We start from the raw sequence: 24,581 nt of genomic DNA on the forward strand, positions 1-24,581 counted from the left end.
CACGCCTCACGCCTCACGCCTCACGCCTCACGCCTCACGCCTCACGCCTCACGCCTCACGCCTCACGCCTCACGCCTCACGCCTCACGCCTCACGCCTCACGCCTCACGCCTCACGCCTCACGCCTCGCGCCTCACGCCTCAGCTAGATAAATGCTATGATGCGCCCCAATTAATTAGCCAGCCATCACCGTTTGTGATGGGCGGAATCGAGGTGAAGTGGTGAGTGAAACGGTACCTACGTCATGGTTAGTTTACTGCCGTCCTGGGTTTGAGAGTGATGCGTTGGCAGAGCTACAGCATCACGCAGCATTACAGGGCATCGCCTGTGAGTCATCTCATGGTGAGGGGTGGGTAAGCTTAACGCGTGTTGATGGTGAAGCGGTAAATGATTTACACCGCCAGGCAGCGTTTAAAAAGCTGATTTTTGCGCGCCAGAGCTTAGCGGCTTTACCTGCGCTCACTCTTTCACGTGACGATCGTCTTACCGCTATCTTGGAACAGGTCAAAGCCAGCCGTTGGAGCTTTGAAGAGATTTGGCATGAAACGCCGGATACCAACGATGGCAAAGCACTGGCCGGGCTGATTAAGGCGCTTACCAAGCCGCTGGAAAGTATGTTGAAAAAACGTGGTGCGTTAAGGCGCAGCGCGGGCGCACGACGTTTACATATTTTCTGGACTGACGGTGATCAAGTGCAGTTGGCGATGAGCTTCCCAGGCAATCGTAGTGATTTGATTAATGGTATTCGGCGGCTGCGCTTCCCCTCCCGTGCGCCTAGCCGCTCAACGCTGAAGTTGGAAGAGGCGTGGCACGAGTTTATTCCTAGGGATGAGTGGGATGTGCGGCTAGCACCGCATATGCAAGCAGCTGACTTAGGGGCCGCCCCAGGGGGTTGGACGTGGCAGTTGATTCAGCGCGGCATGTACGTGTATGCCATCGATAATGGTCCGATGGAATCACAGTTGATGAAGACTGGGCAGATTGATCATCTCAAAGAGGATGGCTTTACCTGGGAGCCACCACAGCGCTTAGACTGGCTGGTCTGCGACATTGTTGATAAACCAGTGAGAGTGCTAGCCATGGTGGAGCGGTGGCTGATTCGTAAATGGTGCAAAGAGGCGATCTTCAACCTCAAGTTGCCCATGAAAAAGCGCTGGGATGAGGTGACACGTTGTCTAACGGCGCTGGAAGAGTCGCTGGAAAAAGCGGGTGTGCATGCCAACGTATCATGCCGTCACCTCTATCACGATAGGGAAGAGGTAACGGTGCATGTAAGGCTTAGGGATTAATGCTAGTGAAACCCATGTTTAATAGCTTGGCTCGTAAATCCGGATAGTTTCATCTTCGGTTAACAGCGGTAAAATACGCTGCATAGCCATTGCCCGCGCTTCGCTTGAGTGCCACTCCTTCCAAGCGCGGAGGTCACGCCATTTGGTAATCATCAGTCGGCGATCGGTATGACCCAGTTCTACCAATGTTTCACCACTGATAAAGCCCCTTACGCCTAGAGAAACGCGCATTGCCTCTCGCGCTGCTTGCTCAAATTCTTCTTCAAGACCGGGCATAATTCGCCGTTCGATGATAACTTTAATCATACTTTCTGTTTCCTACATCGAGGATATTGATGGCTGATAATACGGGTACGTTACCCAACGTTGATGCGGTATTGGACACCACAGGACTCTACTGCCCAGAGCCGATTATGCTGATGCATAACAAAGTGCGCGACATGACCCCAGGCCAAGTGCTCAAAGTGATTGCCACAGATCCAGCCACCACGCGAGATGTGCCCAAGTTTTGTCAGTTTTTAGGGCACGAGCTGCTAGAGCAGCACACCGTCTCTGAGAGCAACTACCTCTACTTTATTCGTTTAGCATAACCTTTTGAGATAGCCCTTCGAAATAGCCCTTCGAAATAGCCCGAAAAGCCATGCGAGGCTCAAATCAAAATCGTTGATGTTGGCCTCGCTCACAAAGCGACATTAAGGCACTCGATTAATCACTGGCCACAACCATCATGGCTAGCGCATCAAGCGTCGCTGGATCTTCTTCCAGGATACGGTTGGCGATATGACGCTGGAAAAAGTAAACGGTCTGATGGCGGGCGTGAGCGCTGTACAGGCATTCATCCCCTAACAAAATCGGTGTCATCGCCGCTTTGTTCTCGTCGGCAAGGAGCGCGTCAAGGCTACCGTCGCTGTAGAGACGCCAACCGTAAACGGGCTTCATATGCCAGGGTGAATCGGGGTGATTCATGCACAGCGCGTGGGTGCCCAGAGTGTCGGGGATTTGCTGAATAAGGGTGACTTCGCCAGAAGCCTCATAATCAAAGTATTCAGCCGCCGCAACTAGCTCGTGGTATTTGTGATCCGGTGGCGTATCAAAAATTTCTTCCGTTTCAGGATCGCGATAACCTACGAAGTAGCCATTTTCCTGGCTGTTCAGATCATGGCAGGCTGCCAGGCTTTCCATCCACGGCACCAAACCGATGACGCTACCGTCCTCTCTTAACCCCCAGGCCAAAATAGGTAAGCCATAGTAGGCGTCGGGACTCGCAGCGAGCTGGTACACCATCTCTAAGCCATCTAGCTCAGGGGCTAAACGGACAAGGCACTTTTGCGCCTGCTGACGCTGGCGCACAGTTTCCAGGTCGATGACCTGGGCAGAGCGGGGTGACAAGGATGCGCCCATTGTGTCCCTCCTTATGCTGCGTGGTCATCAGATTGGCAAAGCTGATTCATTTGCCTCTCATATCCACAAATAGCACAACTTGCTCATAAGGTTAAGGGTTCTGCGCTTTTTAATTATCTGAACAAGTTGGAAAGCGAGCTCGCAGCGCTTGATGCTCAGAGAGCGCTTGCTGAAACTGGCCCCAGGGCGCTTGGGCATTATCCAGCGAAAGCCAGCGTTCCTGGTAGCGTTGAATCGCTATTGGCTTGCCTACCTGCTGTGCGTCAATTAAGCGATTGATCGCTGTTAGCCATTGCTGGGCAGCGTTCTCCAAGCGCTCAAGCGACGGCGATTCCCAACGGCTTAAGCAACGTGTGGTATCACTCTGCCGAGCTAACAATGCATTCGCTTCTGTTAAGCGTTGAGTGGCGAGTAGCAGGGCGCGCAACACCTCAGCGGTCAATGGCCGCTCTTGCAGGGTTTTCAAATGGTTTTCAAGGGTTGAAGAGTCCTGCTGCCAGTCGAGGTCAAACTGGTGATCCGTCATTTGCTGCAAGTAATCGATCGCTTCAAGCTGGCCAGCAATAGTAGTTTCATCGATGTTAGATAAAGGCTGGCTTGCTCGTGAGAAGCTTTTAACCCACTCGCTGGAATCAAAAATAGCGTTCCAGCTTACCGCGGGTAACTGTGTCGTTTTAGTCGTGGTTAATCGGTTTAGGCGCGTTCTATCTTCATCGCTTAACTGCTCGGGAACTTCGCTATTTAAGCAGGTGCTTAGCCGCTGCCATAGAGTGCGCTCATATAGCCACTGTTGGCTAGGCGGTGCTACACGCCCCAGTTGATTGTTACGTGCAGCGACTAGCGACGTGATTTGGCATTCGCGTAGCGCGTATACATTCAACAGGCTGTCCCGGGTTTCGGGGATATCTATAATTCGATCGGGGCGCTCAGGGAAGTCGCCAATATTACCCGGGTCAGCTCTTTGAATGTTTGATAGTGCAAGGTCATTGGCGAGTTGCTGATGATAACGCTGCCACTGCTGCTCAGCGGGGTTGTCCCCACAGCCAGACAGGAGGGCGCTTAGGATGATAGCTAGAGAAAAGTTTCTCCATCGAGCCATGTTTACTCCCGAATGCTAATACGCTGTAAACGCCAGCCAAGTAGCAGTGCTGCGGTGCTCAAGCCCGCAATCAACCCAATCCAGTAGCCATGAACCCCTAGCGGGGCAACCTCGCCCACTCCATAGGAGCCCAGCCAGTGGCCGCCACCCAAGCCTACAATCCAGTAGGAGAGCACCGTAATCACCATCACAATGCGGGTATCTTTATAGCCGCGTAAAGCACCCGCTAAATTGACCTGCAACGAGTCTGAGAGCTGAAAAATGACGGCTAAAGCAATGATCGAGAGCGCTAGCGCCTGTATCTCACTATTGGAGGTGTAAAGTGCGATTACCGGCTCGGCGCTAACCCACAGTACGAGGCTGTTAATAGCGGCAATGATGACGCTGATGACAATTCCATTCCAAGCGACTTTACGGGCTAGTGCTAAGCGCTGCTGACCCAGCGTATTACCCACTCGTACGGTCAGTGCCATACTCAGCGACAGGGGCAGCATAAACAGAATGGAGGTGAAACTTAGCGCTATTTGGTGAGCTCCCACCGTGACTTCACCAAAGCTGGCAATGAAGAGCGCAATGAGTGTGAACAGAGTCACTTCAACAAAAATGGCTACGCCAATGGGAACGCCCACCACCACTAATTCACGTATACCTAGCCACTGGGGCGGTGTCAGTTTTTGCCAAATCGCAACGCTTTTATAAGTACTTCCCCTGCGCGTGTAGTAGGCCATCGCGAGTGCCATCGTCCACATGGAGAGCGCCGTCGCAATGCCGCAGCCAAAAGCGCCCAAGGCAGGTAACTGTTGCAGACTAGTGGGAACCCAGGCGCCAAATAAATCAACCAAACCATCACCGCCGTAGATCAAGAGGTAGTTGGCAGGAATGTTCACGCTTAAACCGACCAAGCTGATCCATAGCGCCGGACGGGTATGATTCATACCATCTGAAAACGCTCTAAGCGCCTGAAATAGAGCGATCCCCGGCATGCCAAAGGCGACGGCTGACAGATAGGCGGCAGACTGGCTGGCGACCGCTGGGGGCACACTCATTAATTCAAATATCGGCATGATAGCCGACCAAAGCAGCACAGCCGCGATAGCGCCTAGTAGCAGCGCGACCCAAAGCGCCTGATGAACGGCTGGACGAATAGCCTCATTGCGCTTCCCACCCAGCAAATGCGCCACAATTGGGGTAAGCCCCATTAAAGTGCCCGTCATAAATAGCATGAGTGGCATCCACAGGCTCGAGCCCACCGATACAGCGGCAAGTGAGGTGGCGTCATGCCGACCGGTCATCATAACGTCGACGACACTCATCCCTGCCTGAGCCAACTGAGCACCGCAAATAGGCAGTGCCAAGTGCATTAACATTCGTGTTTCTGGCCAGTAAACCGATTTAATTTGCTGAGTAAAGCCGCCCACTTGTTGGCTCCTGAAGGGGAAAAGTTGCTGTGAAAGGCCGCTATATTAGCAGGAGCGACTCACTTTTGGGGTTAGCCGTTAGCTTGTATTAATCGTGTGGGTATAATGCCCCAAAACCAGTATCAAACGAGGTCAATGTGAGTGACAGGCAGGAGAGATGGACGCTCGAGGATATTACCGCGCTTTTTGACAGGATTTTTGCTGAGCGGTATCAAACCCGATTGATTCGGGGCGGGGAGGAGCCTCTCTATCGGCCCGCTAACAGTGAAACCCCTTATCATCAGGTTATCTTTGCGCGGGGTTACTATGCCAGTGCGCTGCACGAAATCAGCCATTGGTGTATTGCGGGAGCACAGCGGCGCCAACAAGAGGATTACGGCTACTGGTACTGCCCTGATGGGCGCGATGCTGAACAGCAAAAAGCGTTTGAGCAGGCTGAGATTGCGCCACAGGCGTTGGAGTCTATCTTCACCCGTGCCTGTGGTCGCGTGTTTCATGTCAGCGTGGACAATCTAGGCGGCGATATAGAGGTAGATATAGAGGCCTTTGCAGCGCGAGTGGAGGCCCGCGCCCAGCGCTACTTGAAGGAGGGCTTGCCAGCCCGCGCAAACGCCTTCCAGGTGGCGCTTAAACGCTTCTACTCTGACCAGGCGACGCTAGCGGAAGCCGTGGCACAGGCGCATGCCACGTTGGATAAAATGGATAAAGCGCTGCCGGCTTAATCCTCTTCGGTCAGGCGCTGATGCATCGATAGCATCACTTCCAGCTCATGCTCTGGGCGCATCGGCTCTAAACCCAGCTCGCTGAACGTTTCGCGCCGTTGGCGGTGCCATTCACCTGGGGTAAGTGAAGGGTAGAGCACCGACGCTGGGGCTAGCTCAACAAAAGGATCAAGCCCGTAGGTGTCAAAAAGGCGCGCTAGTGCCGCTTCGTCGTCGCCATTGTCGCTGGTATACAGCGTGGCGGAGAAGTGGTCGTTCTCAAGCTCGCGAATTACCTCAAGCGGACTAACCCCTAAGCTCTCCAGCTCTTCCATGCTGTAAGCGCCCATGGCATTGGTATCCTCTTTGATCCAGCTATCGTCCGGCTGAATCAATGTTTGCTTCACCCGGCCATCGGGGAGCGACCAGGCAATGGCTAGCGGGAGCCCATCGTCTTCGCCTGTTTCAATGGCTATAAACCCTGGATAATCGGCCACGCTAATACTCCTTTTAAGATTCCGTGGGAAGACGGAAAAAACGCTGGGCGGTCTGTGTGGTTGCCGCACCTAGCTCTGTTTCGCTAATACCATGCCATTGGGCGATCTCGCGGACAATCCACGGTAGCAACGCCGGTTCGTGTCGGCGACCCTTTAATTTCGCCGGTAGGTTACGGGGTAACAGATAAGGGCAGTCGGTTTCTACCATCAAGCGCTCTAAGGGTATATCGCTTACCAATGGGCGCAGGTGATGACCGCGCCGCTCGTCGCAAATCCAACCCGTCAACCCTATATGTAAGTCTAGGTCGAGATAACCAAACAGCGTATCGCGGTCAGCGGTAAAACAGTGCACCACCGCGTGGCTGATGTCGTCTCGCCACGCATGCAGGATTTCGCGCATACGCTGGCCAGCATCTCGTTCATGTAAAAACAGCGGCAAACCGCTTTCTACTGCGAGAGCCAGCTGCGCTTCAAGGGCACGCTCCTGCTCCTTGGGCGTCGAAAAGTTGCGATTAAAATCCAAACCACACTCGCCTACGGCGACCACTTCCGGCATGGCATGCAGGGCCGCCATGGCATGTTCAAGGTTCTTATCCCAGCGACTGGCATCATGGGGGTGCACTCCCGCCGTGGCGTAGAGGCCAGGATACTGCTTGGCCAGGGCAACCGCTTGCTTGGCGTGGGCAAGGTCGGTGCCAGTAACGATCATGGTCGTTACCTGCGCCGCCTGGGCGCGCTGGATAACCGCCTCAAGATCACGCTCGAAGCTTTCATGGGTCAAGTTAGCGCCGATATCCACCAAAGGGGCGCTAGGCCGAAACTGTAGTGCTTCGGGTAAAAAGTCATCGGCATCAGCAGTGGCCAAAGGTCTCTCCCGTTCAATATGCAAAGGCACCATTGTAACGGCATGCGTGAGCATCGACTAATGGTGTATTGAAGAAGGTGAGTGCAAGGAAATGGCACGAATTGCAAAAAATCTGGCTCGATAGGTAAACAGCTAGGGCTTATTACCGCCTAAGATGAACGCAAGCTATTACGTGCTACGTCACTGCGATTGATTCAATAACACCCTTTAATAACAACAAAAGAGAGCCACATAAAATGCCACTATCTTATCGTTCATCTCATCGTGCATCTTACCGCTTTGCTACTTCCACTCTCGCCGCTGCCATTCTGGTGGCCTGCTATGTGCCAACTACCGTCGCTGCTGAAGGCATTTCCGATAACGAAATCCGTATTGGCTATTTAGCCGATATGTCCGGCGTTTACCGCGACCCCATTGGCCCGTTGGGCGAAGACGCTATCCATATGGCGATTGAAGATATGGGCGGCAGTGTCAATGGGGCCAATATTGTGGTGTTTAGCGCCGATGACCGTAATAGCCCGGATGTAGGCTCAAGCGTCGTGCGTGAGTGGATCGATGAGCGCAACGTCGATATGGTCACCGGGCTGGTGGCATCTTCTGTCACTCTGGCGGCGGTGAGCCTGCTGGAAGAGGCGGATAAACTTGGGCTGGTCAATGGCGCTGTCTCTTCAAGCATTACCAACGAGCACTGTTCGCCCAATCATATTCACTGGGTTTATGACACCTGGGCGATGTCCAACGGTACGGCAAAGGCGATTACTGATGAGGGCCACAAAAATTGGTATCTGTTAAGCGCTGACTACTCTTTTGGTCACGCACTGGAGGCCGACGTCACGCGCGTAGTGACTGAAAATGGCGGCACTATCGTAGGCAGCGCTCGCCACCCTTTCCCCAGTAGTGACTTCTCCTCCTTTATGCTTCAGGCGCAAGCCTCTGGCGCTGATGTCATCGCGCTGAATAACGCTGGTGGCGATACGATCAACGCGGTGCAGACAGCAGGTGAGTTCGGCATTACCCAGGCAGGGCAGATTCTGGCGGGAATGGTGCTGTTTAGTACCGATATACGCAGCATTGGCTTGGAGAACGCTCAGGGGCTGCAGTTCACCAAAGCATGGTACTACGATTTAAACGATGAAACCCGCGCATGGGCGGAGCGCTTCCGTGAGCGTACCGGCAGCATGCCCACCATGGTACATGCGGGTCTCTACTCCAGTACTCGCCACTACCTTGAAGCGATTGAAGCCACCGGTACTGATGATACGCAAACCGTTCGTCAGCAAATGGCCGATACCCCCATCAACGACATTTTCGCCACCGGTGGCTACATCCGTGAGGATGGCCGCATGGTTCACGATATGTATTTAGTAGAAGTGAAAACACCTGAAGAGTCGCAAGATGAGGATGATCTCTTTCATGTTATTCGCACCATCCCTGCAGAAGAGGCCTTCCGTCCGCTTTCAGAGAGTGTCTGCCCGTTGGTAAACAGTTAAGAAACCTCTGATTAACTATTGCGCTCGGCTATACGGCGTTAAAAATCGTCTCAAAATGCTCATTTACAATCCGTAAACTCCGCTTTTTCGTTGATTTTTGCCTTGTCTGGCCTTCGCTCATTACGTTAATCAGAGGCTCCTTAAGTCTCTGCTAATAACAACTCAGAGGATTTGGCATGCCGGAAACGTCGGTTATTCAGCAAAACAGTATCGGGGCTGCTTTAAACCGCAGCGCTCGAAAATACTCACACCAGCTGGCGCTGGTATTTGGCGAGCGCCAATGGCGCTATCAAGCGCTCAACCAGGCAGCCAACCGCGTAGCCAATGGCTTGCTGGCAGCTGGGCTTTCGCCAGGTGACCGGCTGGCGGTATATGGCAAAAACTCCGATACCTATGTCATCGCCTGGCTAGCCGCTGCTAAAGCGGGTTTGGTACATGTGCCGATCAATTTTGCCTTAAGCAGCGATGAGCTGCGCTATATCCTTGACCAGTCTGGGACAACGGGTTTGCTCAGCGATATCAGCCTCGCCGACAAAGTGAGTGTCGCGACCGAAGGCTTGGATTTAGCCCTGATGGGAACCCTGCACGCGGATCAGGGGCAGGATGCAGCAAGCTTTGATGTACTCGCTCATGCTACGTCAGGATCCAATAGTGAAGAGCCCAATGTGACGGTCGACGGTGCCAGCCTTGCTCAGTTGCTCTATACCTCGGGCACCACCGCCGCGCCGAAGGCCGCGATGATGACCCATCAGGCACTGATGGCCGAATATATGGCCTGCATGGTTGAACTGGATATCAAAGGCAGCGACGCCATGCTCGCCGCGCTGCCGCTTTACCACTCAGCACAAATGCACGTCTTTCTGATGCCAGCGCTGTTGCTCGGTGCGCCTGTCTATTTGCTAGAGGCGCCGCTTCCCGAGCTGTGCTTAAGCGCCATAGCTAATCACCAGATCGCGTCATTTTTTGCCCCGCCCACGGTCTGGATCAGCCTACTGCGCCACGCTGAATTTGATCGCTTTGACCTTGGCGCCCTCCACAAAGCCTATTACGGTGCCTCGATTATGCCGGTGCCGGTACTGGAGGAGCTCCAGCAGCGTATACCGGGCGTAAGGCTCTATAACTGTTATGGACAGAGCGAAATTGCTCCCTTGGCGACCGTGCTGCGCCCTGAAGAGCACGCCGAGCGCCCAGCGTCCGCTGGGCGGCCGATTCTGACGGTGGAAACCCGTATCGTCGATCTCGATATGAATGACGTCCCACCCGGCGAGCATGGCGAAATCGTCCACCGCTCACCTCAGCTTATGAACGGGTACTGGGATAAACCGGCGATGACTGAAGAAGCCTTCCAGGGTGGTTGGTTCCACTCCGGGGACGTGGGCTACTTCGATGAAGCGGGCTATTTATACGTTGTTGACCGTATCAAGGATGTGATCAATACCGGCGGAGTGCTGGTGGCTAGCCGTGAAGTAGAGGAGGGGCTATTCAAGCACCCGGCGGTATCCGAAGTGGCGGTGATCGGCCAGCCGGATGAGAAGTGGATCGAAGCCATTACGGCAGTGGTGGTACTGAAAGAGGGTCAAGAGGCAAGCGAGGAGGAACTGATCCATCATGCAAAAACGTTGATGGCGCCTTATAAAGTACCTAAGCGCATCCTCTTTGCCGATGCGCTACCCAAGAGTACCGCAGGCAAAATTCTCAAGCGCCATCTACGTCAAGACCTCAAGGGGTGAGCATGGACGAGCAAACGACCGACCTGTTTCACGCCATGATCAAACGCTGCCTAAGCCAGGAGGTTGCCCCGTACTACGATGAGTGGGAGGCAGCGGGTGAAATACCCCGTTCACTATGGCATTCATTGGGCGCTGCGGGGCTGCTCGGCATTGACCTTGACGAACAGCACGGTGGTTCAGGAGCCGATATCGCCATCACCCAGCTGGCGCTGGAAGAGCTCTCCCGCCAGGGGTTTGGTGGCCTTGCCAGTGCCTATAATATCCACGCCAATATCGTTATGCCCTACCTGCAGAATCTGGGGACAGCGGCTCAATGTGAGCGTTGGCTACCTGCCATGGCCCGTGGCGATGCGCTTGGGGCCATTGCCATGACCGAACCCCATGCGGGTAGTGATCTTGCGTCAATGAGAACTAGGGCGAAGCGCACTAACGATGGCTGGGAGTTAAGCGGTAGCAAAATCTTTATCACCAATGGCCAGTTTGCCGACCTGGTGATCGTGTGTGCCAAAACCGACCCTTCCGCCGGGTCAAAGGGCGTGTCACTTTTTTTGGTCGACACCCGCTTACCCGGCTTTTCGCGGGGGAAACCGATTAAAAAGATCGGCCAGCACGCCAGCGATACCGCCGAGCTTGCCTTTGATCAAATGCAGTTGCCCCATGATGCGCTGTTGGGAGAGGAGGGCGCCGGGTTCCGCTACCTAATGCAGGAGCTGCCCCGTGAACGCCTGGGCGTTGGTGCACAGGCGCTGGGCGCCGTGGAGGGAGCGCTGGCGCTGACGTTGGAGTACGTACAGCAGCGCCAAGCGTTTGGACAGCGGGTGGCGGATTTTCAAAATACCCGCTTTACCTTGGCGGAGATAAAAGCCCAGCAGGACGTGGCCCGTGCCTACTTTGAGCACTGCGTCGAAAAGTACCGCCAGGGCACCATGAGCAGCACGGATGCAGCGATTTTAAAACTGCAGCTCAGCGAGCTGCAGTGTCAAGCGGTGGATCGCTGCCTGCAGCTATTTGGCGGTTACGGCTACACCCAGGAATATCCCATTTCACGCTTTTATCTGGATGCCCGAGTACAAACGATCTATGCCGGCAGCTCAGAGATCATGAAAGAAGTTGTCGCCCGCTCGCTGCTGGGCAAAGTGGCGTAGCAAGACGGTGAGTTTGAACACAGGAGAGAGCCATGCGGTTGGATGATGTAGTGATTTTAGGCGGTGCACGAACCGCGATCGGGAGTTTTGGCGGGTCGCTCTCAACCAAGGCGCCGTTTGAGTTGGGGGCGATAACCGCCAAAGAGGCGTTGCGCCGTGCTGGCGTTGAGGGCGGAGATATCGATCACTCGGTATACGGCCACATTATTACCACCGGCCCCCAGGATGCCTATCTGGCGCGTCATATTGCACTGGAAGCAGGCGTGCCGAAAGAAGTGGGGGCCTTCAACGTCAACCGGCTGTGTGGTTCAGGTGTACAGGCGGTGGTCTCAGCCGCCCAGCAGATTGCTATGGGCGACAGCCGCTTAGCGCTGGCAGGTGGCGCTGAGTCGATGTCGCGCGGGGCTTATCTGCTGCCTCCTCAAGCGCGCAACGGCGTGCGTATGGGGGATGTGAACGTTGAGGATTTAACCCTAGGCATTTTGAGCGACCCCTTTGGCAGCGGCCATATGGGCTGCACTGCCGAGAACATCGCTAAACAGTATGGCCTAAGCCGTGAGCAGTTGGATCAGTTTGCCCTTGAGAGCCATCAAAAAGCGGCGCGTGCCATCGCGGAAGGCCGCTTTGACGATCAAATCGTAGCAGTGGAGGTCAGTCGCGGTAAGCAAACGGTACTTTTCTCCCGCGATGAACACGTGCGCGATGTCGTCCAACTTAGCGATTTGGCGCGGCTCAAGCCCGCCTTCCAAAAAGATGGCATGGTGACCGCAGGCAATGCCTCGGGTATCAACGATGGTGCAGCCACGTTAGTGTTGGCCCATGCCGATGAAGCCTCACAGCGGGGCTTAGCGCCTAGGGCACATCTTCGTGTTGCCACAACAGCAGGCGTTGAGCCAACGCTAATGGGCCTTGGTCCGATTCCTGCGGTGCAACGCTGCCTCCAACAGGCGGGGCTAAGCATTAATGATATTGATGTGATTGAGTCCAACGAAGCCTTTGCTGCCCAGGCCATGGCGGTGGCGGAAACGCTCGGGTTCCCGTTAGCGAAGCTAAACCCCAACGGCGGCGCGGTTGCCTTGGGGCACCCGGTGGGGGCCACGGGGGCTATTCTGATTCTCAAAGCGCTACACGAGTTGGAGCGCATTAATGGCCGCTACGGATTGATAACGCTATGTATTGGTGGAGGGCAGGGCATCGCCCTTCTTATCGAGCGCGGCTGATCCGAATCGATTGCTACAAGAACAGTGTTATAAGAAAAAAGTTATAGGAGTGTTTATGCCTTCAGTTACCCCGAAAATTTTACCCGCCGCGACCTCTGCGACAAATCCTGCCTTGATGATTGGCGACCTGCTGGAGGCAGGCGTGCGAATGGCGGGCGACAATCAGATTGTCTACCGGGATCAGAGCCGCCATAGCTACGAGCGTTTTCGTGAGCGGGTGCATCAACTGGCCCATACGCTGACATCACAGGGCGTGCAAGCCGGTGACGTGGTGGCGGTGCTGGATTGGGATAGCCATCGCTACCTGGAGTGCTTCTTCGCCATTCCGATGATCGGCGCGGTACTCCACACGGTGAATGTGCGCCTGGCTCCGGAGCAAATCCTCTATACCATGGATCACGCCGAAGACGTTTTCGTCATCGTGCACGAAGAGTTTGTGCCACTGCTTGAGCCGCTGGCCGATAAGCTACCCCAAGTACGTGGTTACCTGCTATGTCAGGAGACCCCGCAAACAGTCGATACCACTCTGCCGCTGGTGGGCGAGTTTGAATCGTTATTAAGCCAACAGCCTACTCACTACGATTTTCCCACCTTTGATGAAAACGCCGTCGCCACACTGTTCTACACCACCGGTACCACGGGTAACCCCAAAGGGGTTTTCTTTACCCACCGCCAGTTGGTGCTGCATACCTTGAACGAGTCTAGCGCTTTCCAGGCGCCCGGTTTTGAGCTGCTCAACCGCGACAAGGTCTATATGCCTATTACCCCCATGTTTCACGTTCACGCCTGGGGTGTGCCATATACCGCCACGCTGATGGGGGCTACCCAGGTCTACCCTGGCCGCTACGAGCCGGAAATGCTGGTCAAGCTGCTGGTCAGCGAGAAGGTCGACTTCTCCCACTGCGTACCGACCCTGCTCAACATGGTGGTCAGCGCCGAGGCGATTACCTCAAAACAGGTCGACCTCGCCGGTTGGAAAGTATTGGTCGGCGGCAGTGCGTTAACCGAGTCGCTAGCAAGCAAAGCATGGGCGTTGGGGATTGATACCCGTAGTGCTTATGGCATGTCGGAAACCTGTCCGCTACTCACCGCCGATATTCTGCCGCAGGATATCGGCGACGCTGATTTTGAGACCCAGCTACCCTGGCGCTGTAAAGCGGGCCTGCCGATACCATTGGTTAAACTTCAAGTGGTCGATGCGGACGGCGAGCCGCTACCCAATGATGGTAAAAGCGTAGGTGAAGTGCGCGTTCAAGCACCCTGGCTGACCCAGGCCTACTATAAAGAGGAGAAACGCAGTGAGGAGCTATGGCGCAACGGCTGGCTGCATACCGGGGATGTGGGCTCGCTTGATGAGCGGGGCTTTCTGACCATTAGCGACCGCATCAAGGATGTGATTAAAACCGGCGGCGAGTGGCTCTCGTCGTTAGAACTGGAGAGCTATATCAGCCAGTGTCCAGGCATTGCCGAAGTGGCGGTGATCGGGGTGACGGACGATAAATGGGGAGAGCGGCCAGCGGCGTTAGCTGTCCCCGCCGACCTGAACAACCCGCCCACCACTGAAGCCGTGCAGGCGTTTTTAGAGCAGTTTGTCGCCCAGGGAAAACTCAACCGCTGGGGGATTCCCAGCATGATTCGCTTCGTCGATGAGATACCCAAAACCAGCGTGGGCAAGCTGGATAAGAAACGTATTCGCACCGAAATTTAGGCTGTTCCCTAGTAGATCAGCGAACATTGCCCGCCGTGCGTGCTTTGCGATACGCGGCGGGCGAATTGCCTGTCCAGGTTTTAAAGGCACGACTAAAGCAGGCTAGATCCTCAAAGCTCAACGCCTCCGCGATGCTAACCAGGGGCTTCTCACTACAGGTGAGTGCCTGAATAGCGACATCGCGGCGGTACTCATCCTTGACCGCTTGAAAGTGGGTGCCCTCCCTTTTGAGATGCCGCGCCAGCGTGCGAGCAGACATATGCAGCGCATCGGCTACGCTATGCACGGTGCCAGACGTAGTCAGATGACGTGAGAGGTGTTCGCGCACCCGGTGGGTGAGCAGGCGATCTGCAAACGACACATAGAACCAGTCTGCGGGGGCGCGCTTTAAAAAAGCGCCCAGGTGTCTCTTGGTCTGGCGGATAGGATGATCAAGAAAACCGCGATCTATATAGATCGCGGTTTGCGGCTGCCCAAAGCGTACTGTACCAGGATAAAAGTAGAGATAATCAGCGCTGTGCGGCGGCTGGGGGTAAGCGCACTCCATTAAAATGGGTGGTATTTTACGCGCTATCATCCACGACGCGATGCCGTGAAACAGCTTGAGCATCAGCTCATGAATCAGAGTGCGGCTGCCCGTCAAGGGGGCATGTTCCACCAGGGCCATACGGGCAAGATCCCCTTCGAGCGTAAATGCATAGCCAAAGTCGTCGAGAAGAATACGGAAAAACTGCGTATAGCGGTGCAGTGCTACCTGCAAATTGGGCGCATCCAGCATGCTTAAACACAGCAGCTTCAGGGTGCCACCCCGCAGCGGGCGGGAAAAAAAGCCGGGCGTTTCGTCGTCCAGTTCGTTCACCAACCCACGATACAGTTCGGCAAACTGCTCAACCGTGACGCGGCCATGGGGGGCCGAAAGTAAAAAGGGCGAAATGCCCGCCCGTTCCAGGTAGCGTGTGGGCGATGTTGAGCTGTTGGGTAAGCCTTTAAACAGCTCATTTACAAAATGCATCGAGACGGTCACCGTCACTGTCAGCCCGCCTTTAAAAGTCGTTTTTTGGTTGAGATATTGTAGTTGCTAGCAAAACGGTATCACGCTGGTGGTTTCCGCTCTACGATTCCCCTCTATATGGTTCCCCCTCCTGGGCCGCTCATGCGTTACACTGTGCGCCTCACGATTTAGGAGGACACCGCGTGACCCTGTTACGACTCGAACAGCTGCAACTCGCCTACGGCACCCATGTACTACTCAATCGCGCCGACCTGACGGTTGAAAAAGGCGAGCGGCTGGCGCTGGTCGGGCGCAACGGCACCGGCAAATCCACTCTGCTGAAGCTGGTAGCGGGGGATATCCTGCCCGATGATGGCTCAATTTGGCGGGCACCTGGCCTCAAGATCGGTGTGCTGGCTCAGGAGTTACCCGAGTCATCCGGCCTGACCATTTTTGACATGGTCGCCCAAGGGCTGCCGGAAGCCGGGGAGCTACTCTCCGAGTACGATCATCTGATCAATGATCCCGACCCCGATATGGATCGCATGGCGACCCTGCAAACGCGCCTGGAAGCCATTGATGGCTGGTCGTTCCACCAGCGTATCGACACCGTGCTGACCCGCTTAGGCCTGCCCCCCGCGGCTGAGATGAGCTCGCTCTCCGGTGGCTGGCGCCGCCGGGTGGCGCTGGCGCGTGCCTTGGTCGCCGAGCCTGATCTACTGTTGCTTGATGAGCCTACCAACCATTTGGACTTAGACACCATTGCCTGGTTGGAAGAGCAACTGCTGGCGTTTAACGGCGCGGTACTGCTGATTACTCACGATAGGGCGTTTCTTTCCAAGCTGGCCACCAATATTCTGGAGCTGGATCGTGGCCAGCTAGGGCGCTACCCCGGCAAGTACGAAGAGTATCAGGCTCGTAAGCAGCACGAGCTTGAAGTAGAGGCGCGGGAGAACGCCGAATTTGATAAAAAACTTGCCCAGGAAGAAGCCTGGATTCGTCAGGGCGTTAAAGCACGGCGTACCCGCAACGAAGGCCGGGTTCGAGCGCTGGAAGCGATGCGCAACGAGCGGAGTCAGCGCCGCGAGCGCCAGGGTAATGCCAACCTGACGGTGGATCGTGGTGAGCGTACCGGCAAGCGCGTTGTGGAGCTGCAAGGTGTCACCCAACGGTTTGGCGATGAGGTGGTACTGCGCGATATCAATCTTGAGGTACTGCGCGGTGACCGTATTGGCTTCCTGGGGCGCAACGGTGCGGGCAAGACAACCCTGCTGAAAATCCTGCTGGGCGAGTTGGAACCCACTGAAGGCAAGGTGCAGATGGGCACCAATCTGAAAGTGGCTTATTTCGACCAACTGCGCGCCGGGCTTGAACTGGAAAAAACCGTTTACGACAACGTTGCCCAAGGCAGTGATCGTGTCAGTGTGGGCGGTAAAGATCGCCATGTGATGAGCTATCTACAGGACTTTCTTTTCACCCCCGAGCGGGTGCGCCAGCCGGTGAAAGCGCTCTCCGGTGGCGAGTCCAACCGCCTGCTGCTGGCCAAGTTGTTCACTCAGCCAGCTAACGTGTTAGTGCTCGATGAGCCGACCAACGACCTCGACATGGAAACCCTGGAGCTGCTCGAAGAGCTGCTGCTCGATTTCGATGGCACGCTGCTACTGGTCTCCCACGACCGAACCTTTATGGACAACGTGGTGACCAGCATGCTCGCCTTTGAAGGCGATGGCGTTGTACGTGAATACGTGGGTGGCTATACCGACTGGATTCGCCAGGGGGGCAAGCTGCCGCCAGCACCTTGGGAAGGGGCGGCGCGTCAGCGTACCGAACCCACCTCAGAAGCGCCCAAGAAAGTGGCTGAAGCACCTGCCGCAACGGTCAAGAAAAGCGTCAAGCTCTCGTATAATTTGCAACGCGAGTTAGATGCACTGCCCGCCGAAATCGAACGTCTTGAGGAGCAAGTAGAGGCGCTGGAGAGTGAAATCGGTGACCCCGCGTTTTATCAGCAGGATGCCGACGCCGTTACGGCTAAGCTGCAAACGCTTGAAAAAGTGCAGAAAGCGTTAGAAGTTGCCATGGAGCGCTGGATGGAACTGGAAGCGATGGCTGCCGGTGAGTAGCTTGAAAACGTTAAAAGGCGCCGTATGGGCGCCTTTTTTATAAACGTTATCGTGCCTTAGGTTACTCGTCGCTTTCTTCGCCTTTTTTACCGACGCGAACGGCTAGCACATCGCATTGGGCACCGTGCAATACGCCGGTAGAGGTTGAGCCGAGCAGTAGAGCAAAACCGTGGCGACCATGGGAGCCCACTACGATTAGATCCACATCGTGCTCTTCAGCAAAACGGTGAATTTCGGTGTCGGGCATACCCACCACAACGTGTTGGTCAGCCTCGGCAATATGCGGGGCGGCGATTTCGGCTAAGCGTTTTTTGGCGTGTTCATCCAATTGATCCTGGATGCTGGTCAAGTCCATGGGGATATCGCCACCGTAGGCAAACCCAAGCGGTTCCAGGGTATGCATAATGGAGATTTTGGCTTGGTCGTTGCGTTCAGCGATCGCAACGGCACGTTCCAGAATCTTGTGGGAGTCTTTGGTTAAGTCAACGGCAACTAAAATGTGGTGATAGCTCATGGCGTATCTCCTTGGCAGTAGGTAACAAAGAGGCTCTTTGTTCAATAACCGTTACTTTAGATGGCGTGTCCTGTTTTAACAATAGCAAGCGTTTTAACAATGACTTGGGTCAAAACAGCGACCTGAGTCATGGTTTTTAGATTAGTTTATACAGTGTGGCTTATGTGGGAGGAAATGTAGAGATGGAATGGTTGATTATCGTGTTTATTATGCTGTTTGTAATTGCGCCGGTGATGTGGCTAAAGCCTAGCCCGCGTCAAAAACGCCAGCAGGCGCTGCGCACTCAAATCGCCAAACAGGGCGTCAGTATCAAGCTGGAAAAGCCGCCACTACACCATTTTAGAGGTACCATGCCGGCTTATCGCTGGCACTATCCCCAGGAAGGGCCGGGCCCTGATTTTCTATTGGTAAGAGACAGCAATGCCAGTGAAGCCTTAACGCCATTTCATGCTGGCTGGCGCTGGCGGATTGCCCCCTTGCGGCCTTTACCCGATTCCGCTACAGCAGCGTTAAAAACACTACTTGAACGCTTGCCGCAAGACGCCTTGGTGGTGCAGTCAACGCCCTATGCATTGACGCTTTGGTGGTGGGAGTCGCAAACCGCGGAGCGATTCGCGACCTATCTACCCGAATTTCAGCAACTGCAGGAGGCGTTGCGTGGCCGTGCCGACCAGCCTTTCAGCCAGCCATTAAAGGGCACTGAGCAGGCGTCATCCACAGTCAGCGATCAAGATGCCGGATTATCCTGATCCCGTGCTTGTATCGCCAAGCCGTTTGCCTCGATCACTGCCAACCATTCGTTGAGTTGTTCGAGGTTCTCTTCGCTTAAGCCAGCGAACATCTCTTTGCGCGCTTGTTGCGCAACGCTGTCGATCTGTTCCAGCAGCGGCATAGCGGCAGGGGTAAGATAAATCCGCTTGCTGCGACGGTCGTTGTCGCAGGCTCGGCGTTCAACTAAGCCTTGTTCTTCGAGCTGGCCCAGGGTGCGCACAAGAGAGGGCGCCTCAACACCAATCACACGGGCGAGATCGCACTGCGGATGGCCTTCGCCAAGACGCCACAGGTGATATAGCGTCACCCAGCGTGTTTGGGTTAATCCCCGCGGCGCCAAGCGGCGATCCAAGATGGAGCGCCATAAGTGGGGCAAGCGTGCGATGCGAAATCCAATCGTTGAAGCCATAGGTAACTAGCTGCCAATAAATGTGAGTAGTCGAATTGTCATAAGCTACGCCGCTGAATGCAAGGCGCTTAACCCTTCAATCTTCCGGTCGCGCCTCTTCATCGTTAGGGCTACCCGGCACAAACCGCCGTAAGTTTAATCCACTTAGACCACTGGCGCGTATCTCTCCATCTGCCAGCGTGGCTTGCTGAGCATCGTCTGAGACCTCAAAACGTATTAATCCCAAGCGCTGGCCCGTACCTGTCATGATATCAATGCGCCAATCGCCAGTAGGGTCTTCGGGAAAGTTTTGCTTGTGGCTCCATGCGCGGTAACCCTGCTCGCGTCCACCGTCGATATTAAGCTCCACAACATCCATTGGCACACCATTGTGATGCCAGGCATGGGTAATAGTTTCACTTAATCCCCGCGGTGCCCGAATAGCGGTGTAAACATAAAGGCCATTTTCGCTGATGGCTTGTGGCGTTAACGCCATCGAGCCTTGAGGCAGGCGCTGCTCAACATTAAAACCAGGAGAGAGCGCGCTACTGGTCATCCAGAGACTGGCAGGCGGTACCCATATACGTCCCAGCCAAGCTCCATAGGCGAGTAGCAGCGTCAACACAAAAAAAGCGCACCAGCGTTTGAGCGAGCGCTGCTTAAGCAAGTGCCAAAAACTTGGCAAGGCCACCAAAATGGTGATCCCCAGGGCCAGTAGCAGGCTCTGGCCGGTGGTAAGGTGCACCATGATGGGGAGTGTGACCAGTAGTACCAGGAAGACACACTGGGCATGAAAGACGAAATAGAGACTGCGCCAGCGCTCCGCGACTTTGAAGTAGAGCGGATCGATAATCGACAGTATTGCCATGCCGCCCACCAGCAGCGCAAACAGCGTTTGCCCGCTATTCCACACCGTGGTGACTAAGATAAACGGCAGGGTGAAGAAAAGTGTCTCCTGGTGAATCATCTGGGCAATAAAAGTGGTTACGCCCCGGGGTGGCGTGGGGTGACCCCGGCGCGACAACCAGCGGCTGATCAAGCCTTCCGAAAGCAGTAGCGTCCAGGCAAACAGTAATCCCAGCGCCAGCGCTGCGCCTAACCACTGCTGGCGATCAACTAAAAAGAAGCTGCTTAGCCCGGCAGCAAAGGCCATTGGTGGCCAAAGCCAGCTCCAGGGCTTGAGGCGTTCGACAATGCGTTCAATTCGCTGCTGAATGGCTTCAATACGTGAAGGCGTGAGCAGTGCGCTCATAACAAGATAACCTGCAAAGTAAAAGGAAGCGCGATTCTAACAGGCTGTCAGGCTTAACGCTGATCTACTGCAAATCCATGCTTCTGGCGGGATCGGTTACATTCACTCAGACGGCGCTCTATGAACGGATGCCGGAGAGCGCTGGTCTCACTAAATGAGTAAATTAGCCAAAAGTCTGGGCTTGACGTTATCAGGCAACTCAACCAAGCTAAGGCAATCAAACGACCGTATGAAAGTCGTGTGGAAGCCGTATGAGAAATGTGGCGGGTTCTCTTTTCAGAGCCAGCCCGAAAATGTGGAGAGAGCGCGGATGATCTATCAAGGCAACGCCATCACGGTGACACGTCGTGACACCCCGAGTGGCAATGATATCGCAATGCTCACTTTCGATCTGAAAGATGAGTCCGTCAACAAGCTTTCCAGCGCGGTGGTCGCAGAGCTGAGCGAAGCAGTAAAAGCCATTCAAGCTGAAAATAGCTTAAAAGGTTTACTTATTGCGAGCGGGAAAGATGTGTTTATCGTGGGCGCCGATATCACCGAGTTTCACAGTCTATTTGATAAAGGCGAAGCCTACCTTGAGGAGATGAATCTCAAGGTTCACGATATTTTTAACGCTATTGAAGATCTGCCGTTCCCTACCGTAACGGCGATCAATGGTCTGGCACTGGGTGGCGGCTGCGAAGTATTGCTGACCACCGATTTTCGTGTGATGGGCGAGAAAGCCAAGATCGGCCTGCCAGAAACCAAGCTCGGCATTCTGCCCGGTTGGGGCGGCTGCGTACGCCTGCCGCGCATTATTGGCGCCGATAACGCCATCGAGTGGATTGCCGGTGGCACCGAAAACCGTGCCGATGCCGCGCTAAAAGTGGGCGCCGTCGACGCGGTGGTGGCGGCAGAACAGTTGGAAGAAGCCGCGCTGGATATTCTTGATCGTGCCAATGCCGGTGAGCTGGATTACCAGGCCCGTCGTGCTGAAAAGACCAGCCCGCTGAAGCTCAACCCGATTGAGCAGATGATGGCGTTTGAAACGGCGAAAGGCTATGTCGCCGGTAAAGCGGGGCCTCATTATCCGGCGCCGGTAGAAGCGATCAAAGTGATTCAGAAAGGCGCTGGCGAAGAGCGTGGCCGTGCCCAGGCGATTGAAGCCAAAGCCTTCGCCAAGCTGGCACTCAGCAGCGTGGCGTTCAACTTGGTGGGTCTGTTCTTAAACGACCAAGTGGTCAAGAAAAAAGCCAGCAAGTATGAGAAGCAGGCGCAGCCGGTGAAGCAAACGGCCGTGCTGGGTGCGGGTATCATGGGTGGTGGTATCGCTTATCAGAGTGCCTCTAAAGGCACGCCGATTCTGATGAAAGATATCAAGGATGACGCCATTGAACTGGGCCTGAAAGAAGCCCGTAAGCTATTTGCCAAACAGGTGGAGCGCAAAAAGCTGACCACCGAGCAGATGGCGGAGAAGCTGACTAATATTCGCCCGACGCTCTCCTACGGAGATTTTGGCAACGTCGATCTCGTCGTCGAAGCGGTGGTTGAAAATCCCAAAGTCAAAGACGCCGTGCTTACCGAAGTGGAAGGTATGGTGAGCGAAAATACCATTCTCACCTCGAACACATCGACGATTTCCATCAACCGCTTGGCGCAAAACCTAAAGCGGCCTGAAAACTTCTGCGGCATGCACTTCTTCAACCCCGTGCACCGCATGCCGCTGGTAGAAGTCATCCGTGGTGAGAAGACCTCGGATGCCGCCGTTGCTGCCACCGTGGCCTACGCCCGGGCAATGGGTAAAACGCCGATTGTGGTTAACGACTGCCCAGGCTTCTTGGTCAACCGGGTGCTTTTCCCCTACTTTGGCGGCTTTAGCTTCCTGGTTGAGCAGGGTGCTGACTTCCAGCACGTTGATAAGGTGATGGAGAGGTTCGGCTGGCCCATGGGTCCGGCCTACCTGCTGGACGTGGTCGGCCTGGATACCGCCGTTCACGCCAATGAAGTAATGGCGGAAGGCTTCCCTGATCGTATGGCTCGCGACGGTAAAACCGCCATTCAGGTCATGTACGACAACGACCGTTTAGGCCAGAAGAACGACAAGGGTTTTTACGCCTACGAAGAGGACAAGAAGGGTAAGCCGAAGAAAGTCACCGACGAAGCGGCTTACGCTTTAGTTAAAGAGGTGGTGAAAGAGCATAAAGAGTTTTCCGACGAGGATATTATCGCTCGCATGATGGTACCACTCTGCTTGGAAACCGTGCGCTGCCTGGAAGATGGCATTGTGGCCACGCCAGCCGAAGCCGATATGGCGTTGATCTATGGCATCGGCTTCCCGCCTTTCCGTGGTGGTGCGCTGCGCTACATCGACGCCATGGGCGTTGCAGAGTTCGTCAAGCTGGCGGAAGGGCTAGCTGAGGAGTTGGGCCCGCTATACGCGCCCACCGACAAGCTGCGTCAGATGGCTCAGAACAATGAGCAATTCTATTCCAGTGACAACTCTGCCACCCAGGCCTAACCACCACGCACAGGAGATATAAGATGAGTTTGAATCCGAGAGACATTGTGGTGGTAGACGGTGTTCGTACCGCCATGGCGAAAGCCAAAAATGGTGCTTTTCGTAATGTTCGCGCAGAGAATCTCTCTGCTGCGGCTATGCAGGCGCTGTTTACCCGCAATCCTAATCTAGATCCTTCTGAAGTGGATGATGTGATCTGGGGCTGTGTGAACCAGACACTCGAGCAGTCGATGAACATTGCTCGTAATGCGGCGATTATGACCGGTATTCCGCGCTCGGTGCCCGCGCAAACCGTTAACCGTTTGTGTGGCTCTTCAATGACGGCGCTGCATATCGCCGCCGCCAATATCAAAGCGGGTATGGGCGACTTCTTTATCATCGGCGGCGTTGAGCACATGGAGCACGTACCCATGGCTCACGGCGTTGACGTTAACCCGGCGGCCAGCAAATACGCTGCTAAAGCAGCAATGATGATGGGCCTAACCGCGGAGCTGCTGGGTAAAATGCACGGCGTTTCTCGGGAAGATCAGGATAAATTCGGCGTACGCTCTCACCAGCGCGCCCAGGCGGCCATGGAGAAGGGCTACTTCGATAACGAAATTATCGGCGTCGAAGGCCACGATCAACGCGGCTTTAGAGTCATGGTTCAGCGTGATGAAGTGATTCGCGGTGACGCTAGCCTGGAGTCTATGGCGAATCTGAAGCCGGTGTTTGACCCGCGCAACGGTACGGTCACGGCGGGTACCTCCTCGGCGCTTTCCGTGGGTGCCTCGGCAATGGCAGTGATGAGCTACGAGCGTGCTCAAGCGCTTGGCTTAGAGCCTATTGCGAAGGTGCTCTCTACAGGCGTCGCGGGTTGTGATGCGTCGATCATGGGCTATGGCCCGGTTCCCGCGTCTAAGAAAGCGCTGAAAATCGCCGGTCTTTCCGCGGCGGATATCCAAACCGTTGAACTCAACGAAGCCTTCGCGGCGCAGGGTATTCCGGTGCTGAAAGATCTCGGTTTCCTGGATGCGATGGACGACAAGGTTAACCTCAATGGCGGTGCAATCGCTCTGGGGCACCCGCTAGGCTGCTCGGGTTCACGTATCTGCACAACGCTGTTGAACGTTATGCAGCAGCGCGATACCACCCTGGGTTTAGCCACCATGTGTATTGGTATGGGGCAAGGTGTAGCGACGGTGTTTGAACGCTTGAAATAATCACCTAGCTTTTTATTGCTTTAAATCGGCAATCGGCATTGCAAAACGGCACCGCGATGAACTGCACCCCAAAAGTTGGACGCTCATCCAACGATTGGGGTGTTTTTCATGACGAAACATAATGAAGCGTTCAAGTTACTAGTAGTGCAACGCTATGCAGAAGGACAGCAGGGTTACAAGAGTCTGGCCAGACAGTACGGTCTTGGCCCTACAACCGTCAGGCGTTGGGTTAAACACTTTGAACAGCATGGTCTAAGTGGCTTGCAGAAAAAGTTCACCCACTA

Annotated in this window: 23 protein-coding genes; 13 read left to right on the forward strand and 10 right to left on the reverse strand. The window is 54.9% G+C overall.

Annotation, left to right across the window (positions count from 1 at the left end; translation table 11 throughout):
- Together E0L35_RS26500 and rlmM are read left to right on the forward strand one after the other, a co-directional pair.
- Positions 1–224 (forward strand): hypothetical protein (locus E0L35_RS26500; protein ID WP_212751715.1); only part of this gene is annotated, 224 nt, incomplete at its 5' end.
- Positions 218–1,288 carry a 23S rRNA (cytidine(2498)-2'-O)-methyltransferase RlmM gene (rlmM, locus tag E0L35_RS24340; RefSeq protein WP_041159552.1) on the forward strand — a complete coding sequence of 357 codons (1,071 nt, stop codon included), beginning with the start codon at positions 218–220 and terminating at the stop codon, positions 1,286–1,288. The genes E0L35_RS26500 and rlmM, both read left to right, overlap by 7 nt.
- 18 nt (positions 1,289–1,306) lie before the next feature.
- Here the strand turns inward: rlmM and E0L35_RS24345 are convergent, their stop codons facing one another.
- Entirely contained in the window at positions 1,307–1,594 is a 288-nt protein-coding gene (locus E0L35_RS24345; protein WP_022522948.1) for an antibiotic biosynthesis monooxygenase family protein, read from the reverse strand.
- Positions 1,595–1,623: 29 nt separating this feature from the next.
- Between E0L35_RS24345 and tusA the strand changes: the two genes are divergently transcribed.
- Positions 1,624–1,878 carry a sulfurtransferase TusA gene (gene tusA / locus E0L35_RS24350; protein WP_022522949.1) on the forward strand — a complete coding sequence of 85 codons (255 nt, stop codon included), beginning with the start codon at positions 1,624–1,626 and terminating at the stop codon, positions 1,876–1,878.
- 115 nt (positions 1,879–1,993) lie between these two features.
- Here the strand turns inward: tusA and E0L35_RS24355 are convergent, their stop codons facing one another.
- From E0L35_RS24355 to E0L35_RS24365, 3 genes are all read right to left on the reverse strand, one after another.
- On the reverse strand, positions 1,994–2,689 hold the full coding sequence (locus E0L35_RS24355) for a hypothetical protein (protein WP_009288633.1): 696 nt from the start codon (positions 2,687–2,689) through the stop codon (positions 1,994–1,996).
- A 109-nt stretch (positions 2,690–2,798) separates the two neighbouring features.
- Positions 2,799–3,788 carry a DUF3080 family protein gene (locus E0L35_RS24360; RefSeq protein WP_138801658.1) on the reverse strand — a complete coding sequence of 330 codons (990 nt, stop codon included), beginning with the start codon at positions 3,786–3,788 and terminating at the stop codon, positions 2,799–2,801.
- A 2-nt stretch (positions 3,789–3,790) separates the two neighbouring features.
- Entirely contained in the window at positions 3,791–5,206 is a 1,416-nt protein-coding gene (locus E0L35_RS24365; protein WP_041159550.1) for an MATE family efflux transporter, read from the reverse strand.
- A 137-nt stretch (positions 5,207–5,343) separates the two neighbouring features.
- Between E0L35_RS24365 and E0L35_RS24370 the strand changes: the two genes are divergently transcribed.
- Positions 5,344–5,928 carry an elongation factor P hydroxylase gene (locus E0L35_RS24370; protein ID WP_138801659.1) on the forward strand — a complete coding sequence of 195 codons (585 nt, stop codon included), beginning with the start codon at positions 5,344–5,346 and terminating at the stop codon, positions 5,926–5,928.
- Here the strand turns inward: E0L35_RS24370 and E0L35_RS24375 are convergent.
- Together E0L35_RS24375 and E0L35_RS24380 are read right to left on the reverse strand one after the other, a co-directional pair.
- Complete coding sequence (locus E0L35_RS24375; protein WP_022522953.1) at positions 5,925–6,404, reverse strand: hypothetical protein; 480 nt, start codon at positions 6,402–6,404, stop codon at positions 5,925–5,927. The genes E0L35_RS24370 and E0L35_RS24375 overlap by 4 nt on opposite strands.
- 13 nt (positions 6,405–6,417) lie before the next feature.
- Positions 6,418–7,269, reverse strand: a complete 852-nt coding sequence (locus tag E0L35_RS24380; RefSeq protein WP_022522954.1) for a TatD family hydrolase — start codon at positions 7,267–7,269, stop codon at positions 6,418–6,420.
- Positions 7,270–7,505: 236 nt separating this feature from the next.
- Here E0L35_RS24380 and E0L35_RS24385 point away from each other — a divergent pair, with 236 nt between their 5' ends.
- The 5 genes from E0L35_RS24385 to E0L35_RS24405 all read left to right on the forward strand — a co-directional run bounded on the left by E0L35_RS24385 (position 7,506) and on the right by E0L35_RS24405 (position 14,562).
- Positions 7,506–8,759, forward strand: a complete 1,254-nt coding sequence (locus E0L35_RS24385) for an ABC transporter substrate-binding protein (protein WP_138801660.1) — start codon at positions 7,506–7,508, stop codon at positions 8,757–8,759.
- Positions 8,760–8,935: 176 nt separating this feature from the next.
- The gene (locus E0L35_RS24390; protein ID WP_138801661.1) at positions 8,936–10,489 is read left to right on the forward strand and encodes a fatty acyl-CoA synthetase; all 1,554 of its coding nucleotides are present in this window, start codon (positions 8,936–8,938) and stop codon (positions 10,487–10,489) included.
- A gap of 2 nt (positions 10,490–10,491) precedes the next feature.
- Positions 10,492–11,634, forward strand: a complete 1,143-nt coding sequence (locus E0L35_RS24395) for an acyl-CoA dehydrogenase family protein (protein WP_138801662.1) — start codon at positions 10,492–10,494, stop codon at positions 11,632–11,634.
- A gap of 32 nt (positions 11,635–11,666) precedes the next feature.
- Positions 11,667–12,854, forward strand: a complete 1,188-nt coding sequence (gene bktB, locus E0L35_RS24400) for a beta-ketothiolase BktB (RefSeq protein WP_138801663.1) — start codon at positions 11,667–11,669, stop codon at positions 12,852–12,854.
- 55 nt (positions 12,855–12,909) lie between these two features.
- On the forward strand, positions 12,910–14,562 hold the full coding sequence (locus E0L35_RS24405; RefSeq protein ID WP_138801664.1) for a fatty acid--CoA ligase: 1,653 nt from the start codon (positions 12,910–12,912) through the stop codon (positions 14,560–14,562).
- Between the two features lie 16 nt (positions 14,563–14,578).
- Here E0L35_RS24405 and E0L35_RS24410 read toward each other — a convergent pair whose 3' ends face one another.
- Positions 14,579–15,574 (reverse strand): AraC family transcriptional regulator, encoded by a 996-nt coding sequence (locus tag E0L35_RS24410; protein ID WP_217920687.1) that lies wholly within the window; start codon positions 15,572–15,574, stop codon positions 14,579–14,581.
- A 182-nt stretch (positions 15,575–15,756) separates the two neighbouring features.
- Between E0L35_RS24410 and E0L35_RS24415 the strand changes: the two genes are divergently transcribed.
- Positions 15,757–17,673 carry an ATP-binding cassette domain-containing protein gene (locus E0L35_RS24415; protein WP_022522961.1) on the forward strand — a complete coding sequence of 639 codons (1,917 nt, stop codon included), beginning with the start codon at positions 15,757–15,759 and terminating at the stop codon, positions 17,671–17,673.
- Between the two features lie 61 nt (positions 17,674–17,734).
- Here the strand turns inward: E0L35_RS24415 and E0L35_RS24420 are convergent, their stop codons facing one another.
- A complete protein-coding gene (locus E0L35_RS24420; protein WP_022522962.1) occupies positions 17,735–18,187 on the reverse strand; it encodes a universal stress protein in 453 nt (150 codons plus the stop codon).
- A gap of 182 nt (positions 18,188–18,369) precedes the next feature.
- On the opposite strand from E0L35_RS24420, the gene E0L35_RS24425 reads away from it, so the two are divergent.
- Positions 18,370–18,936, forward strand: a complete 567-nt coding sequence (locus E0L35_RS24425) for a preprotein translocase subunit YajC (protein WP_138801665.1) — start codon at positions 18,370–18,372, stop codon at positions 18,934–18,936.
- Here E0L35_RS24425 and slyA read toward each other — a convergent pair.
- Both slyA and E0L35_RS24435 read right to left on the reverse strand, forming a co-directional pair.
- On the reverse strand, positions 18,915–19,367 hold the full coding sequence (slyA, locus tag E0L35_RS24430) for a transcriptional regulator SlyA (protein ID WP_138801666.1): 453 nt from the start codon (positions 19,365–19,367) through the stop codon (positions 18,915–18,917). The two genes, E0L35_RS24425 and slyA, sit on opposite strands and share 22 nt — an antisense overlap.
- A 76-nt stretch (positions 19,368–19,443) precedes the next feature.
- A complete protein-coding gene (locus E0L35_RS24435) occupies positions 19,444–20,598 on the reverse strand; it encodes a DUF5924 family protein (protein WP_009288643.1) in 1,155 nt (384 codons plus the stop codon).
- Positions 20,599–20,908: 310 nt separating this feature from the next.
- On the opposite strand from E0L35_RS24435, the gene fadB reads away from it, so the two are divergent.
- Together fadB and fadA are read left to right on the forward strand one after the other, a co-directional pair.
- The gene (gene fadB / locus E0L35_RS24440; RefSeq protein ID WP_138801667.1) at positions 20,909–23,095 is read left to right on the forward strand and encodes a fatty acid oxidation complex subunit alpha FadB; all 2,187 of its coding nucleotides are present in this window, start codon (positions 20,909–20,911) and stop codon (positions 23,093–23,095) included.
- 23 nt (positions 23,096–23,118) lie between these two features.
- The gene (gene fadA, locus E0L35_RS24445) at positions 23,119–24,297 is read left to right on the forward strand and encodes an acetyl-CoA C-acyltransferase FadA (RefSeq protein ID WP_009288645.1); all 1,179 of its coding nucleotides are present in this window, start codon (positions 23,119–23,121) and stop codon (positions 24,295–24,297) included.
- Positions 24,298–24,581: the final 284 nt, after the last annotated feature.

Source organism: Halomonas sp. ATBC28, from assembly GCF_005937175.1.
Taxonomy (GTDB): Bacteria; Pseudomonadota; Gammaproteobacteria; order Pseudomonadales; family Halomonadaceae; genus Vreelandella; species Vreelandella titanicae.

Coding starts and splice junctions, on each gene's coding strand:
- E0L35_RS24395 (WP_138801662.1), top strand. CDS start 10,492: ATGGACGAGCAAACGACCGACCTGTTTCACGCCATGATCAAACGCTGC.
- E0L35_RS24345 (WP_022522948.1), bottom strand. CDS start 1,594: ATGATTAAAGTTATCATCGAACGGCGAATTATGCCCGGTCTTGAAGAA.
- slyA (WP_138801666.1), bottom strand. CDS start 19,367: ATGGCTTCAACGATTGGATTTCGCATCGCACGCTTGCCCCACTTATGG.
- fadB (WP_138801667.1), top strand. CDS start 20,909: ATGATCTATCAAGGCAACGCCATCACGGTGACACGTCGTGACACCCCG.
- E0L35_RS24420 (WP_022522962.1), bottom strand. CDS start 18,187: ATGAGCTATCACCACATTTTAGTTGCCGTTGACTTAACCAAAGACTCC.
- E0L35_RS24385 (WP_138801660.1), top strand. CDS start 7,506: ATGCCACTATCTTATCGTTCATCTCATCGTGCATCTTACCGCTTTGCT.
- E0L35_RS24410 (WP_217920687.1), bottom strand. CDS start 15,574: ATGCATTTTGTAAATGAGCTGTTTAAAGGCTTACCCAACAGCTCAACA.
- E0L35_RS24425 (WP_138801665.1), top strand. CDS start 18,370: ATGGAATGGTTGATTATCGTGTTTATTATGCTGTTTGTAATTGCGCCG.
- E0L35_RS24390 (WP_138801661.1), top strand. CDS start 8,936: ATGCCGGAAACGTCGGTTATTCAGCAAAACAGTATCGGGGCTGCTTTA.
- E0L35_RS24355 (WP_009288633.1), bottom strand. CDS start 2,689: ATGGGCGCATCCTTGTCACCCCGCTCTGCCCAGGTCATCGACCTGGAA.
- E0L35_RS24435 (WP_009288643.1), bottom strand. CDS start 20,598: ATGAGCGCACTGCTCACGCCTTCACGTATTGAAGCCATTCAGCAGCGA.
- E0L35_RS24405 (WP_138801664.1), top strand. CDS start 12,910: ATGCCTTCAGTTACCCCGAAAATTTTACCCGCCGCGACCTCTGCGACA.
- fadA (WP_009288645.1), top strand. CDS start 23,119: ATGAGTTTGAATCCGAGAGACATTGTGGTGGTAGACGGTGTTCGTACC.
- bktB (WP_138801663.1), top strand. CDS start 11,667: ATGCGGTTGGATGATGTAGTGATTTTAGGCGGTGCACGAACCGCGATC.
- E0L35_RS24360 (WP_138801658.1), bottom strand. CDS start 3,788: ATGGCTCGATGGAGAAACTTTTCTCTAGCTATCATCCTAAGCGCCCTC.
- tusA (WP_022522949.1), top strand. CDS start 1,624: ATGGCTGATAATACGGGTACGTTACCCAACGTTGATGCGGTATTGGAC.